Origin of the sequence: Geodermatophilus obscurus DSM 43160, assembly GCF_000025345.1 — a bacterium.
GTDB lineage: Bacteria > Actinomycetota > Actinomycetes > Mycobacteriales > Geodermatophilaceae > Geodermatophilus > Geodermatophilus obscurus.
The window spans coordinates 4,727,442-4,745,124 of the sequence record NC_013757.1 but is presented as its reverse complement, the minus strand read 5'-3'; the positions used below and the strand labels follow the sequence as shown (position 1 = coordinate 4,745,124).

The following is a 17,683-nucleotide window of genomic DNA, read 5'->3' as shown; positions in this document are numbered from 1 at the left end:
GTTCCACCCCGTCACCGAGAAGGAAGTCATGCCCCCCAGGAAGCGGTTGACCGCGGTCATCAAGCTCCAGATCAACGCCGGTGCGGCCACGCCCGCCCCGCCCGTCGGTCCGGCGCTGGGCCAGCACGGCGTCAACATCATGGAGTTCTGCAAGGCGTACAACGCCGCCACGGAGTCGCAGCGCGGCAACGTGATCCCGGTCGAGATCTCGGTCTACGAGGACCGCTCGTTCACCTTCGTCACCAAGACCCCGCCGGCGGCGCGCATGCTGCTCAAGGCGGCCGGTGTGGAGAAGGGCTCCGGCGAGCCGCACAAGACCAAGGTCGCCACCGTGACCCGTGACCAGGTCCGCGAGATCGCCCAGACCAAGATGGCAGACCTGAACGCCAACTCCCTCGACGAGGCGGAGAAGATCATCGCCGGCACCGCCCGGTCGATGGGCATCACCGTCCAGTAATAGAAGGACCCCGCTGCCCCCCAGCCCTCGCTCCGCTCGGGCCGGGGCCCTGCACCGAGGCCGTTCCATCACCGCACCTGTGGGAGGGCCACGCCAGGCCCGCGCACCACACGACTCCCGGCCGAGGCGCCGGGGGAGAGGACACCACCATGGCGAAGCACGGCAAGAAGTACCGCGAGGTCGCCGCGAAGGTCGACCGCGACAACCTCTACACCCCGCTGCAGGCGGCCGGTCTGGCGAAGGAGACCTCGCCGACGGCGTACGACGCCACCGTCGAGGTGGCCATGCGCCTGGGCGTCGACCCGCGCAAGGCCGACCAGATGGTCCGCGGCACGGTCAACCTGCCGCACGGCACCGGCAAGACCGCCCGCGTCATCGTATTCGCGACCGGTGACAAGGCCGCCGAGGCCGAGGCCGCCGGCGCCGACGTCGTGGGTTCGGAGGACCTGATCGAGCGCATCCAGGGCGGCTTCCTGGACTTCGACGCCGCGATCGCCACCCCCGACCAGATGGCGAAGGTCGGCCGGATCGCCCGCATCCTCGGCCCGCGCGGCCTGATGCCGAACCCGAAGACCGGCACGGTGACCCCCGACGTCACCAAGGCGGTCAACGACATCAAGGGCGGAAAGATCAACTTCCGCGTCGACAAGCAGGCGAACCTGCACCTGGTGATCGGCAAGGCCTCCTTCGACGAGACCAAGCTCGTCGAGAACTACGCCGCGGCGCTGGACGAGGTGCTGCGGGCCAAGCCGGCCGCGGCCAAGGGCCGGTACCTGAAGAAGGTCACCATCTCCACCACCATGGGCCCGGGCATCCCGGTCGACCCGAACCGCACCCGCAACCTGACGGTGGACGAGCCCACCGCCTGAACGAGGACCTCGTCCTCCCCACCCTTCGCAGGCTCAGGGTGGGACCCGGGACGAGGCCGCACCCGCACGTCACGGGGGCCCCGTCGTTCCCGCACCCCGGGCGTGCACCTGGCCCGCGTCCGGGTGAGGACGGCGACAGCCGGCGACCTCGGCCCATGGCGTATGCTCGTCGGCGTTCCCCCCACGACCGCTGGTCGTCGCACGTCCGCGTGCGATCGAAGGTCCCGGACTCCGGGCGGCCCGCGCAGGAGGACGGTTCGATCGACGTGGCGCTGCGCGCCCGCGTCCTCGCCCCGTGCGCCTGCGCCGGGGCGTTCCTCGTCTCCGGGGCCTGTTGATCGCCCGCCGTCGTGCACCGGCCGGCGGTCCGCCCGATCGACGAGAGGAGGCCCATGCCCACGCAGGCGAAGGCCGCGGTGATCGACGAGATCACCGAGCGGTTCCAGTCGTCCAGCGCGGCGGTGCTCACCGAGTACCGCGGGCTGACCGTGGCCCAGCTGACCCAGCTGCGCCGTTCCCTCGGTGAGGGCAGCAGCTACGCCGTCGTCAAGAACACCCTGACGAAGCGGGCCGCGGAGCAGGTCGGCCACGCCGACCTGGCGCCGCTGCTCAACGGCCCGACCGCGATCGCCTTCATCGAGGGCGACCCGGTCAACGCGGCCAAGGCCATCCGTGACTTCGCGCGCGCCAACCCGCTGCTCGTCGTCAAGGGTGGCGTGGTCGAGGGCCGCACGGTCGGCGCCACCGAGGTCACCGCCCTCGCCGACGTCGAGCCGCGCGAGGTCCTGCTGGCCAAGCTGGCCGGCGCGATGATGGGCAACCTCAGCAAGGCCGCGGGTCTGTTCCAGGCCCCGCTGTCGCAGGTCGCCCGCCTGGCCGCCGCGCTGCAGGAGAAGAAGCCCGCCGAGGGTGCCGACTCCGCCGCCGCCGACACCGCTGCTGCTGACACCACCGACACCGCTGCCGCCGCGGACGCCGCGGCCAGCACCGACTGACCCAGAAGGAGACATCATGGCCAAGCTGTCCACCACGGAGCTGCTCGACGCGTTCAAGGAGATGACGCTGCTCGAGCTGTCCGACTTCGTGAAGCAGTTCGAGGAGACCTTCGAGGTCACCGCTGCTGCGCCGGTCGCCGTCGCGGCCGCTCCGGCCGCCGGTGGTGCCGGCGACGGTGGCGCCCCCGCCGCCGAGGAGCAGGACGAGTTCGACGTCATCCTCGAGGCTGCCGGTGACAAGAAGATCCAGGTCATCAAGGAGGTGCGCGGCCTGACCTCGCTCGGCCTCAAGGAGGCCAAGGACCTGGTCGACGGCGCGCCGAAGCCGGTCCTGGAGAAGGTCGACAAGGACGCCGCCGAGAAGGCCAAGGCCGCTCTCGAGGGCGCCGGCGCCACCGTCACCGTCAAGTGACCCCCTACCCGGCGGTCTCGACCGCCGGGTACGTCACCGTCAGGTGACCCGCCACCCGGCGCTCGCCGGGCGGTGCACCACCTCGCACGACCCGCAGGGGCCGTCCTCCACCCGGAGGACGGCCCCTGCGTCGTCCGCGCGTCCCCCGTCCGGGTGGACCCGGGAGCACACGGTCCCCGCGGTCCGGCACGCACGCGGTGCGGTCGTGCTGCCCGGACGTCGCCGGGACCTGGGAGTCCAGCGGACCCAGGCTGCTCACGACCAGCTGATCGGTCCGCTGCGGCCCGTCTCGAAGACCCGACGCGCACGGCGTGGTGGCCCCACGACCGCCTCCGGACTGGCATCATGGGCGGGCCGTCCTCGACGGCCCGACCCGGCCCCGCCGGCCGGCTGCCCTTCCCGGGTGTGGTCCCCCTCGCGTGCGGACCCCCGACGTGGACAGCCCGCTGTAGCAGGGGTAAGGTTCTCTGTTGCGCTGCCCCCTGACTGCTTGCCCGCCGAGACGGGTCGCCTGGGGTGCCCGGGGGGACCTCTCTCCGGACGCCCGCCGACCGTCCGGGCAGGACGAACGCGGACAGCCCCGCCATTACCGACGACGACCCAGGACGAACCAGCACCCACCGCCCGCACGTCGTGAGGTCCTTGGAAGGACGCATCTTGGCAGGCTCTCGCCCCACCAGCATCAACCCCCGCACCACCGACTCCGGGCCCTACGGCCAGCAGTCACAGGCACCCCAGGCCGGCCCCCGCACCGGTGAGGCCGACCAGCAGAAGATCCCCGGCGCGCCGCTGCGCGTCTCGTTCGCCAAGATCTCCGAGCCGCTCGAGGTGCCAGACCTCCTGGCGCTGCAGACCGCGTCGTTCGACTGGCTCATCGGCAGCCCCACGTGGCGGGCCACCCTCTCGCCGGAGGAGCAGGCCGACGCCGTGGGCGGGCTGGCCGAGATCCTCGAGGAGATTTCCCCGATCGAGGACTTCAGTGGCTCGATGTCGCTGTCCTTCTCCAACCCGCGCTTCGAGGACGTCAAGGCGTCCCTCGAGGAGTGCAAGGACAAGGACATGACCTACGCGGCGCCGCTGTTCGTCACCGCCGAGTTCATGAACAACACCACCGGTGAGATCAAGAGCCAGACGGTGTTCATGGGCGACTTCCCGATCATGACGAACAAGGGCACGTTCGTCATCAACGGGACCGAGCGCGTCGTCGTCTCGCAGCTGGTCCGCAGCCCGGGCGTCTACTTCGACAAGACCCTGGACAAGACCTCCGACAAGGACGTCTTCAGCGCCAAGGTCATCCCCAGCCGTGGTGCGTGGCTGGAGTTCGACGTCGACAAGCGCGACACCGTCGGCGTCCGCATCGACCGCAAGCGCCGGCAGCCGGTCACCGTGCTGCTCAAGGCGCTGGGCTGGACCGAGGACCGGATCCGCGAGCACTTCCAGTGGTCGCCCACGGTGCTGGCCACCCTCGAGAAGGACCACATCGCCGGTCAGGACGAGGCGCTGCTGGACATCTACCGCAAGCTGCGGCCGGGCGAGCCGCCGACGCGGGAGAGCGCCCAGGCGCTGCTGGAGAACCTGTTCTTCAACGGGAAGCGCTACGACCTGGCCAAGGTCGGCCGCTACAAGGTCAACAAGAAGCTCGGCGTCGACGTGCCGCAGGCCACCCTGACGCTGACCGAGGACGACATCGTCGCCACCATCGAGTACGTGGTGCGCCTGCACGCGGGCGAGCCCGACCACGGTGTCGACGACATCGACCACTTCGGCAACCGTCGGCTGCGCACCGTCGGCGAGCTGATCCAGAACCAGATCCGCGTCGGACTCTCCCGCATGGAGCGCGTCGTCCGCGAGCGGATGACGACCCAGGACGTCGAGGCGATCACGCCGCAGACCCTGATCAACATCCGGCCGGTCGTCGCCTCCATCAAGGAGTTCTTCGGCACCAGCCAGCTGTCCCAGTTCATGGACCAGACCAACCCGCTCGCGGGCCTGACCCACAAGCGCCGCCTGTCGGCGCTGGGCCCGGGTGGTCTGTCCCGTGAGCGGGCCGGCATGGAGGTCCGCGACGTGCACCCGAGCCACTACGGCCGGATGTGCCCGATCGAGACGCCGGAGGGCCCGAACATCGGTCTGATCGGCTCGCTGTCGGCCTACGGGCGGGTCAACGCCTTCGGCTTCATCGAGACCCCGTACCGCCGGGTCCAGAACGGTGTCGTCACCGACACGATCGACTACCTGACCGCCGACGAGGAGGACCGCTTCGTCGTCGCCCAGGCCAACTCGCCGCTGGACGCCCAGGGCCGGTTCGCCGAGGACCGCGTCCTGGTCCGCACCAAGGGCGGTGAGGTCGACTACCTCGTCCCGGAGAACGTCGACTACATGGACGTCTCGCCGCGGCAGATGACCTCGGTCGCGACGGCGATGATCCCGTTCCTCGAGCACGACGACGCCAACCGCGCGCTCATGGGCGCGAACATGCAGCGTCAGGCCGTCCCCCTGCTGCGCAGCGAGGCGCCGCTGGTCGGCACCGGTATGGAGCTGCGTGCCGCCGTCGACGCAGGCGACGTCGTCGTGGCGGAGAAGGCCGGTGTGGTCGAGGACTCCACCGCCGACTACGTCACCGTCATGGCCGACGACGGCACCCGGCAGACCTACCGGCTGCTGAAGTTCCGCCGCTCGAACCAGGGCACCTCGATCAACCAGACTCCCGTCGTCGACGAGGGGCAGCGGGTCGAGGTCGGCCAGGTCATCGCCGACGGGCCGTGCACCGACGAGGGCGAGATGGCGCTGGGCAAGAACCTGCTCGTCGCCTTCATGCCGTGGGAGGGCCACAACTACGAGGACGCGATCATCCTGTCGCAGCGCCTCGTGCAGGACGACGTCCTGTCCTCGATCCACATCGAGGAGTTCGAGGTCGACGCGCGTGACACCAAGCTCGGTGCCGAGGAGATCACCCGGGACATCCCGAACGTCTCCGAGGAGGTCCTCGCCGACCTCGACGAGCGCGGCATCATCCGCATCGGCGCCGAGGTCGTGCCCGGCGACATCCTCGTCGGCAAGGTCACGCCCAAGGGCGAGACCGAGCTGACCCCCGAGGAGCGGCTGCTGCGGGCGATCTTCGGTGAGAAGGCCCGTGAGGTCCGCGACACCAGCCTCAAGGTCAAGCACGGTGAGTCCGGCAAGGTGATCGGCGTCCGCGTGTTCTCCCGCGAGGACGGCGACGAGCTGCCCGCCGGCGTCAACGAGCTGATCCGGGTCTACGTCGCCCAGATGCGCAAGATCTCCGACGGCGACAAGCTCGCCGGGCGCCACGGCAACAAGGGCGTCATCGCGAAGATCCTGCCGCAGGAGGACATGCCGTTCCTCGAGGACGGCACCCCGGTGGACATCGTGCTGAACCCGCTGGGCGTCCCCGGCCGGATGAACGTCGGCCAGGTCCTGGAGACCCACCTCGGGTGGGTCGCCAAGTCCGGCTGGCAGGTCGAGGGCACCCCGGAGTGGGCGGTCAACCTCCCCGACCCCGCGCGTGCCGCCGGCCCGGGCACCCGGACGGCGACGCCGGTGTTCGACGGCGCCCGCGAGGAGGAGATCGTCGGCCTGCTCGGCTCGACGATCCCGAACCGCGACGGCAACCGGATGGTGCAGCCCACCGGCAAGGCGCGGCTGTTCGACGGCCGCTCCGGGGAGCCCTTCCCCGAGGCGATCTCGGTCGGCTACGTCTACATCCTGAAGCTGCTGCACCTGGTCGACGACAAGATCCACGCCCGGTCGACCGGCCCGTACTCGATGATCACTCAGCAGCCGCTGGGTGGTAAGGCACAGTTCGGTGGCCAGCGCTTCGGTGAGATGGAGTGCTGGGCGATGCAGGCCTACGGCGCGGCCTACGCGCTGCAGGAGCTGCTCACCATCAAGTCCGACGACATCCTCGGCCGCGTCAAGGTGTACGAGGCGATCGTCAAGGGCGAGAACATCCCCGAGCCGGGCATCCCGGAGTCGTTCAAGGTGTTGCTCAAGGAGCTGCAGTCGCTCTGCCTGAACGTGGAGGTCCTCTCCGGCGACGGCCAGGCGATCGAGCTGCGCGACACCGACGACGAGGTCTTCCGGGCCGCGGAGGAGCTGGGCATCGACCTGTCCCGCCGCGAGCCGTCGTCCGTCGAGGACGTGTGATCGGCCGCCGGCCGGCCCCCAGCAGCGGGGCCGGCCGGCGCCCCCAACGACCATCAGCGAGAAGTGCAGTAACCGAGCCCCGGGAAAGGGGTCCACTCAGTGCTCGACGTCAACTTCTTCGACGAGCTCCGCATCGGTCTTGCCAGCGGCGACGACATCCGTCAGTGGTCGCACGGTGAGGTGAAGAAGCCCGAGACCATCAACTACCGGACGCTGCGTCCGGAGAAGGACGGTCTCTTCTGCGAGAAGATCTTCGGTCCCACGCGGGACTGGGAGTGCTACTGCGGCAAGTACAAGCGCGTCCGCTTCAAGGGCATCATCTGTGAGCGCTGCGGCGTCGAGGTGACCCGCGCCAAGGTGCGGCGTGAGCGGATGGGCCACATCGAGCTGGCTGCGCCGGTCACCCACATCTGGTTCTTCAAGGGCGTCCCCTCGCGCCTGGGCTACCTGCTCGACCTGGCGCCCAAGGACCTCGAGAAGATCATCTACTTCGCGGCCTACCTGATCACCTCGGTCGACGACGAGACGCGTCACCGCGACCTCCCGACCATCGAGGCCGAGATCAGCGCGGAGAAGCACAACCTCGAGAGCCGCCGCGACGCCGACGTGGAGGCCCGCCAGCAGAAGCTGGAGGCCGACCTCGCCGAGCTCGAGGCCGAGGGCGCCAAGTCCGACGTCCGCCGCAAGGTGCGCGAGGGCGGCGAGCGCGAGATGCGCCAGCTGCGCGACCGCGCTCAGCGGGAGATCGACCGCCTCGAGGAGGTGCTCGACACCTTCCGCAAGCTCGAGGTCAAGCAGCTCATCGCCGACGAGGGCCTCTACCGCGAGCTGCGCGACCGCTTCGGTGAGTACTTCGAGGGCGGCATGGGTGCCGCGGCGCTGCAGAAGCTGCTCGCCGACTTCGACCTCGACGCCGAGGCCGCCTCGCTGCGCGAGACCATCCGCAGCGGCAAGGGCCAGCGCAAGCTGCGGGCCCTCAAGCGGCTGAAGGTCGTCGCGGCGTTCCTGCAGACGCGCAACTCGCCCATGGGCATGGTGCTCGACTGCGTGCCGGTCATCCCGCCGGACCTGCGCCCGATGGTGCAGCTCGACGGTGGCCGCTTCGCGACCAGCGACATGAACGACCTGTACCGCCGCGTGATCAACCGGAACAACCGGCTGAAGCGTCTGCTGGACCTCGGGGCCCCCGAGATCATCGTGAACAACGAGAAGCGGATGCTCCAGGAGTCCGTGGACGCGCTGTTCGACAACGGCCGCCGCGGCCGGCCGGTCACCGGCCCGGGCAACCGTCCCCTCAAGTCCCTGAGCGACCTGCTCAAGGGCAAGCAGGGCCGGTTCCGCCAGAACCTGCTCGGCAAGCGCGTCGACTACTCCGGCCGTTCGGTCATCGTCGTCGGCCCGCAGCTGAAGCTGCACCAGTGCGGCCTGCCCAAGCAGATGGCCCTGGAGCTGTTCAAGCCCTTCGTCATGAAGCGGCTGGTCGACCTCAACCACGCGCAGAACATCAAGTCCGCCAAGCGGATGGTGGAGCGCGCGCGGCCGGTCGTGTGGGACGTGCTCGAGGAGGTCATCACCGAGCACCCGGTGCTGCTGAACCGGGCGCCGACGCTGCACCGTCTGGGCATCCAGGCCTTCGAGCCGCAGCTGGTCGAGGGCAAGGCCATCCAGATCCACCCGCTCGTCTGCACCGCGTTCAACGCGGACTTCGACGGTGACCAGATGGCGGTGCACCTGCCGCTGTCGGCCGAGGCGCAGGCCGAGGCCCGGATCCTGATGCTGTCCAGCAACAACATCCTGAGCCCGGCCGACGGTCGTCCGATCACCGCGCCGACCCAGGACATGGTGCTGGGCCTGTACCACCTGACCACCCTGGTGCCCAGCCGGCACGAGGCCGACGGCGGTCAGCCGGCGGCCTACGGCTCGACCGCCGAGGCGATCATGGCGTTCGACAAGGGCGCGCTGGGTCTGCAGGAGCGGGCGCTCATCCGCCTCGACGAGGTGTTCGGCGTCGACAACGGCAAGGTCAACGAGCCGTGGGAGCAGCCGGAGGACTGGGCTCCCGGTCAGCCGGCGCTGGTCCGGACCAGCCTCGGCCGGGTGCTGTTCAACGAGGCCCTGCCCGAGGACTACCGCTTCGTCAACTACCAGGTGCCGAAGAAGGAGCTCGGGGCGATCGTCAACGACCTCGCCGAGCGCTACCCCAAGGTGCAGGTCGCGGCGACGCTGGACGCCCTCAAGTCCGCCGGCTTCCGCTGGGCCACCCGCTCGGGCGTCACGATCGCCATCGACGACGTCGTGACCCCGCCGGCCAAGCAGGAGATCCTCGATCGGCACGAGGCCGAGGCCCGGCAGATCGAGCGCCAGTACGAGCGCGGCGTCATCACCGACGCCGAGCGTCGTGGCGAGCTGATCGAGATCTGGACCCGCGCGCGGGCCGAGGTCAGCCAGGCGATGGTGGACAACTTCCCGACCACCAACCCGGTCTGGGTCATGGTCAACTCGGGCGCCCGAGGCAACATGATGCAGATCAGCCAGATCGCCGGTATGCGCGGCCTGGTGGCCAACCCGAAGGGCGAGATCATCCCGCGGCCGATCAAGGCCAACTTCCGGGAGGGTCTGTCCGTGCTGGAGTACTTCATCTCCACGCACGGTGCCCGCAAGGGCCTGGCGGACACGGCGCTCCGCACCGCGGACTCCGGGTACCTCACCCGCCGGCTGGTCGACGTCTCCCAGGACGTCATCATCCGCGAGGAGGACTGCGGCACCGAGCGCGGCGTGATCATGCCGATCGCGACCTCGGTCGACGGCGTGCTCACCCGTGACCCGCACGCGGAGACCAGCGTCTACGCCCGTGCCCTGGCCACCGACGTGGTGGCCGAGGACGGCACGCTGATCGCGCAGGCGAACTCCGACCTGGGTGACGTGCTCATCCAGGCGCTGGTGGACGCCGGTGTCTCGGAGGTCAAGGTCCGCTGCGTCCTGACCTGCGAGTCGCTGCTCGGCACCTGCGCCACCTGCTACGGCCGGTCGCTCGCGACCGGCAAGCTGGTGGACGTCGGCGAGGCGGTCGGCATCATCGCCGCCCAGTCGATCGGTGAGCCCGGCACCCAGTTGACGATGCGCACCTTCCACACCGGTGGTGTCGCGGGTGAGGACATCACCCACGGTCTGCCGCGTGTGGTGGAGCTCTTCGAGGCCCGCGTCCCCAAGGGCAAGGCCCCGATCGCCGAGCTGGCCGGCACTGTCCGCATCGAGGACGGCGAGCAGTTCCGCAAGCTCACGATCACCCCGGACGACGGCTCCGACGAGGTCGTCTACGACAAGCTGTCGCGCCGGTCGCGGCTGCGGGTCGAGGACGGCGCCCACGTCGAGGTCGGCGAGCAGCTCACCGAGGGTGCGGTGGACCCGCACGAGGTGCTGCGGATCATGGGCCCGCGCGAGGTGCAGCTGCACCTGGTGCGCGAGGTCCAGGAGGTCTACCGCAGCCAGGGCGTGTCGATCCACGACAAGCACATCGAGGTGATCATCCGCCAGATGCTGAAGCGGGTGACCATCATCGACTCGGGCGCCACGGAGTTCCTCCCCGGTGCGCTGGTCGAGCGGACGCTGTTCGAGACCGAGAACCGTCGGGTCGTCGCCGAGGGCAACGAGCCGGCCTCGGCGCGCCCGGTGCTCATGGGCATCACCAAGGCCTCGCTCGCGACCGAGTCGTGGCTGTCGGCCGCCTCCTTCCAGGAGACGACCAAGGTGCTCACCGACGCCGCCATCCAGGGCAAGAGCGACAGCCTGCTCGGCCTCAAGGAGAACGTGATCATCGGGAAGCTGATCCCGGCCGGTACCGGCATCAGCCGCTACCGGAACATCACGGTCGAGCCGACCGAGGAGGCCCGCGCCGCCGTCTACACGATGGCCGGGTACGACGACGGGCAGTACTACAGCCCGGACGTCTTCGGTCAGGGCAGCGGCGAGGCCGTGCGCCTGGAGGAGTACGACTGGCGGGGCTGATCCCCGGTAGGCAGTGATGCAGAGGGCCCCGCAGGCGAACGCCTGCGGGGCCCTCTGCGCTGTCGTCCCCGGGCCGGGTATCACCCCGACTGCGGGGAAGTATGGGTCGGGACGGCCGGTCAGGGGCCCACTTCCGCGCAGTCGCGTCGACCGGCCGCGAGCAGCGAACGGTGGGCAGCGCCGGCGGCCAGACCGGAGAGCAGACCCCCGAGCAGGAACCAGGGGTTCCAGAGCAGGAGGGTCCACCACCGCTGCGCCGGGCTGACGGCGCCGCCGCCGTAGCCGGCGTCGGTCAGCAGGAGTGCCTGGACGCCGACCGCCAGCACCAGCAGGAGGACGACGACGCGGCGCCGAGCGGTGGCAGCGACCAGCCGGCCCGCCCGGTCAGCGGACTCCGGGCCAGGAGCACGTCGAGGCCGGCGGCCGTGACGAGCGCCAGGGCGACGCCGTACAGCCCGGTCGCCACGAACCAGAGGGGGCGGTCAACGGCAAGCTCCCGGCCGGCCGACTCGGCGAGGCCCAGTGCCCCACCCGCTGCCCAGAACAGGTGGAGTGCGGCGAACAGGCCCGCCCATGCCGCCGCCGCGTGACCCCACCTCCGGGAACCGAGGACTGCGCGCACCGTCGGAGTCTCCGGCAGGGAGCTCAGCCCGCCAGGCGCTTCATGGTCTCGACCGTCCGCAGCCGGCTCTCGGGGCTGTCGTCGAGAGGCTGCAGCACCAGCGTCGTCACGCCGGCCTCCCGGAAGGCGGCCACGCGCTCGGCGACGTGCGACTCGGGGCCGACCAGGGACACCGCCCGCACGAGCTCCTCGGGGACGACGGCGGCCGCCTCGTCCTTCTTGCCGTCGAGGTACAGGTCCTGGATGGTGCGGGCCTCGTCCTCGTAGCCGTACCGCCGGGCCAGGTCGTTGTAGAAGTTCCGGCCGCGCGCACCCATGCCGCCGATGTAGAGCGCCAGCTGAGGCCGCACCAGGTCCAGCATGGGCTCCACGTCGTCCCCGATGGCGACCGGGACGCCGACCACGATCTGCAGGTCACCCAGGGCCGGGTCCCGCCTGGCCTTCCCGGCGGCCAGCGAGTCCCCCCACACGGAGCCCGCCCGCTCCGGCATGAAGAAGATCGGCTCCCACGCCTCGGCGATCTCGGCGGCCAGCTCGACGTTCTTGGGGCCGAGGGCGGCGAGCATGACCGGGATCCGGTCGCGCACCGGGGTGTTGATCAGCTTGAGCGGCTTGCCTAGGCCGGTGCCCTGCTCCGCCGGCAGCGGAACCGTGTACTTCGGGCCCTCGTGGACCAGCCGCTCGCGACGCCACACCTGCCGGCAGATCTCCACGACCTCGCGGGTGCGCTGCAGCGGCGCGTCGTAGGGGACGCCGTGCCAGCCCTCGATGACCTGGGGGCCGGAGGCGCCGAGCCCGAGGGTGAAGCGGCCGTCGGAGACGAAGTCCAGGCCGGCGGCGGTCATGGCCGTCAATGCAGGGGTACGGCTGTAGATCGGGAAGATCCCGCTCATCAGCTCGACCCGGTCGGTCACCGCGGCCAGGTAGCCCAGCTGGCTGACGGCGTCGAAGGTGTAGACCTCCGCGACCGTCGCGAGGTCGAGGCCCGCGGACTCCAGCTCACGGATCTCCGCGGCGGTCTGGTGGAACCCCCCGCTGTAGCTGGCCTGGATGCCGATGCGCACGTCCACTCCTCGGATCGACGGCGCCACCGTTGGCGCCGCCGCCGACCGTATCGAGTGGCGGTTGAGGTCCGCCCTCCCGCAGGGGCCCGCAGCGAGCCTGCGAGTGGTGGGGGGCAGGGGGGTCCTCTCTCAGAGCGGGCGGACGACCCCGACGACCTCGGTGACCACGCGGACGCCGTCGACGTCCCCGGGCACGCGTTCGGCCGCGTGCGCGTCGGCCAGGTCGACCTTGACGACGTAACCGCTGGCCCGACGGGCCAGCCCGACGCCCACGACCCCCGGGTCGGCCGCCAGCCGGTGGCTGAGGGCGCTCTTCGCGGCTCGGGCGGACGCGCGGTCGGTCATGCGCCCATGGTGCCCTGTCGAGCGGCCAGATGACAGTAGAAGGACCCCTGCCCCCCGCCACTCGCAGGCTCGGGGCGGTGCCCTGCGGGGTCGTCAGGTCAGGAGGCGACCCACTGGAGGTCGAGGACCGACAGCACGGTCGCGAGCGGGTTCGCGAAGGTGACCCCGCCACCCGCGCGGCCGCCGGTCTCGCTGCCCGCGAAGAGCAGGCCCAGCGGGGCCCGGTCGGCGCTGCGCCAGATGACCGAGCCGCTGTCGCCACCGGCGCTGAAGCTCCCCCTGACGCCGTCGATCTCCACCTGGTCGTCGAAGGTGTAGATCGTCCGGTCGTACTGGACGGCCACACCGTCGACCTCCACGGCGCTGACCTGCCCGACCGTGTGACCCGTGGTGCGTCCGACCTTCTCCACCTGCTCGTCGGGCTCGAGGTCGTCCACCTGCAGGGGCTCGGCACCGAGTGGCCCCCCGGGGAGCCTGCCCGGCTCCAGGGGGACCTCGGCGTCGACGACCGCCACCGCGGCGTCGACGAGGTTCGCCCGGCCGTCGGCGGTGAACCGCTCGAAGGCCGTCAGCGTGGCCACCCGATCGGTCGCCGGGTCCCCGCCGTCGGCCGGGCCGGGCTGCAGCACCGGGTCGCCGACCGATGCGGCGTCGCCGGCGGCCAGCACGTGGTTGTTGGACAGCAGGGCGAGCCGGCCGCCGACCCGGACGAAGCCTCCCAGCGTCCCCGCCGAGACCGTGGGGTGGGCGACCGACAGCCCCGGGAACAGCGGCCGGACGCGCTGCTGGAGTTCCTCGGGCGTGGGGGAGGGGAGTGCGCGGACGGCGCCGATGACGCGGACGTCGACCTCGCCGAGCACCGCGTCGTCCAGGCCGGCCAGGAGCACGTCGGCGTCCTCCTTGGCCGCCAGCCGGATGGCCAGGTGCGCCTGACCCGGGGCGACGGGCGCCAGCCCCAGGGCGGGGCGCGTCCACCGCGGGCCGCCGGCGTCGCTGGCCGTCACCGGCTCGGCGGAGCGGGCCAGCCGGGCCGACAGGTGGGCCTTGAGCTCGCGGGCGAGGTCGACGTGCACGTGTCCTCCGGTGGCGGTGGGTGGGCGTCCTGGCACCGACCGTAGGGCCGGGGTCCGACAGTCGCGCGGGGCCGCCCCCGTCGTCCCGGGGTGTCGGCGGGGCACACGACCCGTCGCCCGCCGCCAGCCGCTACAGTCGCGCCACCCCCGGCCCGCACCGGGTCCGTCCGCCGGGAATCCCAGGCGACCCGGACGACGTTGACCCCGGCGTACCCCGGTGGAGAGGGCTCGACCCCGCCCGCCGAGCTGTGGTGGACCCGGCTTTGACCGGTCTCCGGCACGCGGGTATCGTGGTCAGCCGTGCCCAGGGTGTCCTGGGCCTGCTCCCGTTCGCGGTGCGCCTGCCGACAGGTGGTGGCGCCGAGTCGCGGGGGGCGACCGATCCGGTTCGAACCGCCGGCCGGTTCCGGGAAGGGCGACACGCCCGACCACGGGGACCGGTGGTGGACCACGGCCGGAGGCGGGTACGGCCCCGGCAGGACCGGCACCCGGCACAGCAGAGCACCGTCCACAGCACGACCCAGCGCAGGTAGGAGATCCAGGCCACCCATGCCCACGATCAACCAGCTGGTCCGCAAGGGCCGCGAGGACAAGGTCGAGAAGACCAAGACCCCGGCGCTGAAGGGCTCCCCTCAGCGTCGTGGGGTGTGCACCCGCGTGTACACGACGACGCCGAAGAAGCCGAACTCGGCGCTGCGCAAGGTCGCTCGCGTCCGCCTCACCAGTGGCATCGAGGTGACCGCCTACATCCCGGGCGTCGGCCACAACCTGCAGGAGCACTCGATGGTGCTCGTGCGCGGCGGCCGCGTGAAAGACCTCCCCGGCGTGCGCTACAAGATCATCCGCGGCTCGCTCGACACCCAGGGTGTCCGCAACCGCAAGCAGGCTCGCAGCCGGTACGGCGCGAAGAAGGAGAAGAGCTGACATGCCGCGCAAGGGCCCCGCACCGCGCCGCCCCCTGGTCGCCGACCCGGTGTACCAGTCGCCGCTGGTGACCCAGCTGGTCAACAAGGTGCTCGTCGACGGCAAGCGCTCGGTCGCCGAGGCGATCGTCTACGGCGCCCTCGAGGGCTGCCGCACCAAGACCGACACCGACCCGGTGGTCACGCTCAAGCGCGCGCTGGACAACGTCAAGCCGGCCCTCGAGGTCCGCAGCCGCCGCGTCGGTGGGGCGACCTACCAGGTCCCGGTCGAGGTCCGCGCCTCGCGCAGCACCACCCTCGGCCTGCGCTGGCTGATCCAGTACAGCCGGGCGCGCCGGGAGAAGACGATGACCGAGCGGCTGATGAACGAGCTGCTCGACGCCAGCAACGGCCTCGGTGCCGCGGTCAAGCGCCGCGAGGACACCCACAAGATGGCCGAGTCGAACAAGGCCTTCGCGCACTACCGCTGGTAAGTGCCACCCCGGCTGGCTTCGCCAGCCCCCGCGGCCGGCGGGTGTTCCGGGCCACCACCCGGAACACCGCACGCGGACCCGATCCAAAGAGGAGAGACAGATGGCCAGCAACCAGGCCCAGCTCGCCAAGACCCGCAACATCGGGATCATGGCGCACATCGACGCCGGCAAGACCACGACGACCGAGCGCATCCTCTTCTACACCGGTATCAACTACAAGATCGGTGAGGTCCACGACGGCGCGGCCACGATGGACTGGATGGAGCAGGAGCAGGAGCGCGGCATCACCATCACGTCCGCCGCGACGAAGTGCTCCTGGAACGGCTACGACATCAACATCATCGACACCCCCGGGCACGTCGACTTCACCGTCGAGGTGGAGCGGTCGCTGCGAGTGCTCGACGGTGCTGTCGCGGTCTACGACGGTGTCGCGGGCGTCGAGCCGCAGACCGAGCAGGTGTGGCGGCAGGCGGAGAAGTACAGCGTCCCGCGCATGTGCTTCGTCAACAAGCTCGACCGCACCGGTGCCGACTTCTTCCGCTGCGTCGACATGATGGTCGAGCGGCTGGGTGCCAACCCGCTGGTCCTGCAGCTGCCCATCGGTGCCGAGGCCGACTTCATCGGTGTCGTGGACCTGGTGCAGATGCGCGCGCTGACCTGGCGCGGCGAGACGCAGATGGGTGAGGACTACTCGATCGAGGAGATCCCCGCCGAGCTCGCCGACCAGGCGGCGGAGTACCGGGAGAAGCTGCTGGAGGGCGTCGCCGAGACCGACGACGCGTTCATGGAGGCCTACCTCGGTGGCGAGGAGATCTCCGTCGAGAGGCTGAAGGCCGCCATCCGCAAGGCGACCATCGCCGCCCAGGTCAACCCGGTGCTCACCGGCACGGCCTTCAAGAACAAGGGCGTGCAGCCGCTGCTCGACGCGGTCACCGACTACCTGCCCAGCCCGCTGGACGTCGAGGCGATCGTCGGCACCGCGCTGGACGGCGAGACCGAGGTCCTCCGGCACGCCGATGAGGACGAGCCGTTCTCCGCGCTGGCCTTCAAGATCCAGACCGACCAGCACCTGGGCAAGCTGACCTACATCCGCGTGTACTCCGGGCGCCTGGAAGCCGGGTCCCCGGTGCTCAACAGCACCAAGGACCGCAAGGAGCGGGTCGGCAAGATCTACCAGATGCACGCCAACAAGCGTGAGGAGCGTGCGGGTGTCGGCGCCGGCCAGATCGTGGCGGTCAACGGCATGAAGCAGACCACGACGGGTGACACCCTCTGCGACCCGCAGCACCCGGTCATCCTCGAGTCGATGAGCTTCCCCGCGCCGGTCATCTCGGTCGCGATCGAGCCCAAGACCAAGGGCGACCAGGAGAAGCTCGGCACCGCCATCCAGAAGCTGGCCGAGGAGGACCCGACCTTCCAGGTCCGCCTCGACGAGGAGACCGGCCAGACCGTCATCTCCGGCATGGGCGAGCTGCACCTGGAGATCCTCGTCGACCGCATGCGGCGCGAGTTCAAGGTCGAGGCCAACGTCGGCAAGCCGCAGGTGGCCTACCGCGAGACGATCCGGAAGGCCGTCGAGCGCTACGACTACACGCACAAGAAGCAGACCGGTGGCTCCGGGCAGTTCGCGAAGGTGCAGATCTCGCTCGAGCCGCTGCCGATGAGCGCCGACTCCGCCACCTACGAGTTCGAGAACAAGGTCACCGGCGGTCGCGTCCCGCGGGAGTACATCCCCTCGGTCGACCAAGGCATGCAGGACGCCATGCAGTACGGCGTCCTGGCCGGCTACCCGATCGTCGGGGTCAAGGCCACCCTGCTCGACGGCCAGTACCACGAGGTCGACTCCTCGGAGATGGCCTTCAAGATCGCCGGCTCGATCGCCTTCAAGGAGGCGGCCCGCAAGGCCAGCCCGGCCCTGCTCGAGCCGCTGATGGCCGTCGAGGTCGTCACCCCGGAGGAGAACATGGGTGACGTCATCGGCGACCTGAACTCCCGGCGCGGAACCATCCAGGCGATGGAGGAGCGCTCCGGCGCCCGTGTCGTCCGGGCCCTGGTCCCGCTGTCGGAGATGTTCGGCTACGTGGGTGACCTGCGCAGCCGCACCCAGGGGCGGGCGAGCTACACCATGGTGTTCGACTCGTACGCCGAGGTCCCGCAGAACGTGGCCAAGGAGATCATCGCCAAGGTCACCGGCGAGTGACCCGCCGGGCGGGGATACACCCCGCCCGGCCCCCAGCAAGCCCACCCCAGAGATCGCGCACGACTGCGACACCACGAG

General features: G+C 70.6%; 15 protein-coding genes. 10 read left to right on the top strand and 5 right to left on the bottom strand.

What is annotated here, in order from left to right:
- Positions 1-28 precede the first annotated feature (28 nt).
- The 7 genes from rplK (at position 29) to GOBS_RS22110 (ending at position 10,905) form a co-directional block, all read left to right on the top strand.
- On the top strand, positions 29-457 hold the full coding sequence (rplK, locus tag GOBS_RS22135; RefSeq protein ID WP_012950499.1) for a 50S ribosomal protein L11: 429 nt from the start codon (positions 29-31) through the stop codon (positions 455-457).
- A 149-nt stretch (positions 458-606) separates the two neighbouring features.
- Positions 607-1,326, top strand: coding sequence for a 50S ribosomal protein L1 (gene rplA / locus GOBS_RS22130; protein ID WP_012950498.1), 720 nt, complete (start codon positions 607-609; stop codon positions 1,324-1,326).
- Positions 1,327-1,535: 209 nt separating this feature from the next.
- Positions 1,536-1,664 (top strand): hypothetical protein, encoded by a 129-nt coding sequence (locus GOBS_RS29410; RefSeq protein ID WP_279432625.1) that lies wholly within the window; start codon positions 1,536-1,538, stop codon positions 1,662-1,664.
- Positions 1,665-1,718: 54 nt separating this feature from the next.
- Positions 1,719-2,321: a 50S ribosomal protein L10 gene (gene rplJ / locus GOBS_RS22125; RefSeq protein WP_012950496.1), complete on the top strand. Its 603-nt coding sequence runs from the start codon at positions 1,719-1,721 to the stop codon at positions 2,319-2,321.
- Between the two features lie 16 nt (positions 2,322-2,337).
- A complete protein-coding gene (rplL, locus tag GOBS_RS22120; protein WP_012950495.1) occupies positions 2,338-2,733 on the top strand; it encodes a 50S ribosomal protein L7/L12 in 396 nt (131 codons plus the stop codon).
- A gap of 657 nt (positions 2,734-3,390) precedes the next feature.
- On the top strand, positions 3,391-6,900 hold the full coding sequence (rpoB, locus tag GOBS_RS22115; RefSeq protein WP_012950494.1) for a DNA-directed RNA polymerase subunit beta: 3,510 nt from the start codon (positions 3,391-3,393) through the stop codon (positions 6,898-6,900).
- A 99-nt stretch (positions 6,901-6,999) separates the two neighbouring features.
- A complete protein-coding gene (locus GOBS_RS22110; protein ID WP_012950493.1) occupies positions 7,000-10,905 on the top strand; it encodes a DNA-directed RNA polymerase subunit beta' in 3,906 nt (1,301 codons plus the stop codon).
- A 119-nt stretch (positions 10,906-11,024) separates the two neighbouring features.
- Here GOBS_RS22110 and GOBS_RS28350 read toward each other — a convergent pair whose 3' ends face one another.
- The 5 genes from GOBS_RS28350 to GOBS_RS22090 form a co-directional block, all read right to left on the bottom strand.
- Positions 11,025-11,231 (bottom strand): hypothetical protein, encoded by a 207-nt coding sequence (locus GOBS_RS28350; protein ID WP_012950492.1) that lies wholly within the window; start codon positions 11,229-11,231, stop codon positions 11,025-11,027.
- Positions 11,198-11,527, bottom strand: coding sequence for a DUF3995 domain-containing protein (locus GOBS_RS28345; RefSeq protein WP_012950491.1), 330 nt, complete (start codon positions 11,525-11,527; stop codon positions 11,198-11,200). Before GOBS_RS28345 ends, GOBS_RS28350 begins: the two co-directional genes overlap by 34 nt.
- A 23-nt stretch (positions 11,528-11,550) precedes the next feature.
- On the bottom strand, positions 11,551-12,591 hold the full coding sequence (locus GOBS_RS22100) for an LLM class F420-dependent oxidoreductase (protein WP_012950490.1): 1,041 nt from the start codon (positions 12,589-12,591) through the stop codon (positions 11,551-11,553).
- A 129-nt stretch (positions 12,592-12,720) separates the two neighbouring features.
- The gene (locus tag GOBS_RS22095) at positions 12,721-12,936 is read right to left on the bottom strand and encodes a hypothetical protein (protein ID WP_012950489.1); all 216 of its coding nucleotides are present in this window, start codon (positions 12,934-12,936) and stop codon (positions 12,721-12,723) included.
- Between the two features lie 98 nt (positions 12,937-13,034).
- A complete protein-coding gene (locus tag GOBS_RS22090; RefSeq protein ID WP_012950488.1) occupies positions 13,035-14,009 on the bottom strand; it encodes a chymotrypsin family serine protease in 975 nt (324 codons plus the stop codon).
- A gap of 549 nt (positions 14,010-14,558) precedes the next feature.
- On the opposite strand from GOBS_RS22090, the gene rpsL reads away from it, so the two are divergent.
- The 3 genes from rpsL to fusA all read left to right on the top strand — a co-directional run bounded on the left by rpsL (position 14,559) and on the right by fusA (position 17,605).
- Positions 14,559-14,933, top strand: a complete 375-nt coding sequence (gene rpsL, locus GOBS_RS22085) for a 30S ribosomal protein S12 (RefSeq protein WP_012950487.1) — start codon at positions 14,559-14,561, stop codon at positions 14,931-14,933.
- A gap of 1 nt (position 14,934) precedes the next feature.
- Positions 14,935-15,405, top strand: coding sequence for a 30S ribosomal protein S7 (rpsG, locus tag GOBS_RS22080; RefSeq protein ID WP_012950486.1), 471 nt, complete (start codon positions 14,935-14,937; stop codon positions 15,403-15,405).
- Positions 15,406-15,505: 100 nt separating this feature from the next.
- On the top strand, positions 15,506-17,605 hold the full coding sequence (gene fusA / locus GOBS_RS22075) for an elongation factor G (RefSeq protein WP_012950485.1): 2,100 nt from the start codon (positions 15,506-15,508) through the stop codon (positions 17,603-17,605).
- Positions 17,606-17,683 lie beyond the last annotated feature (78 nt).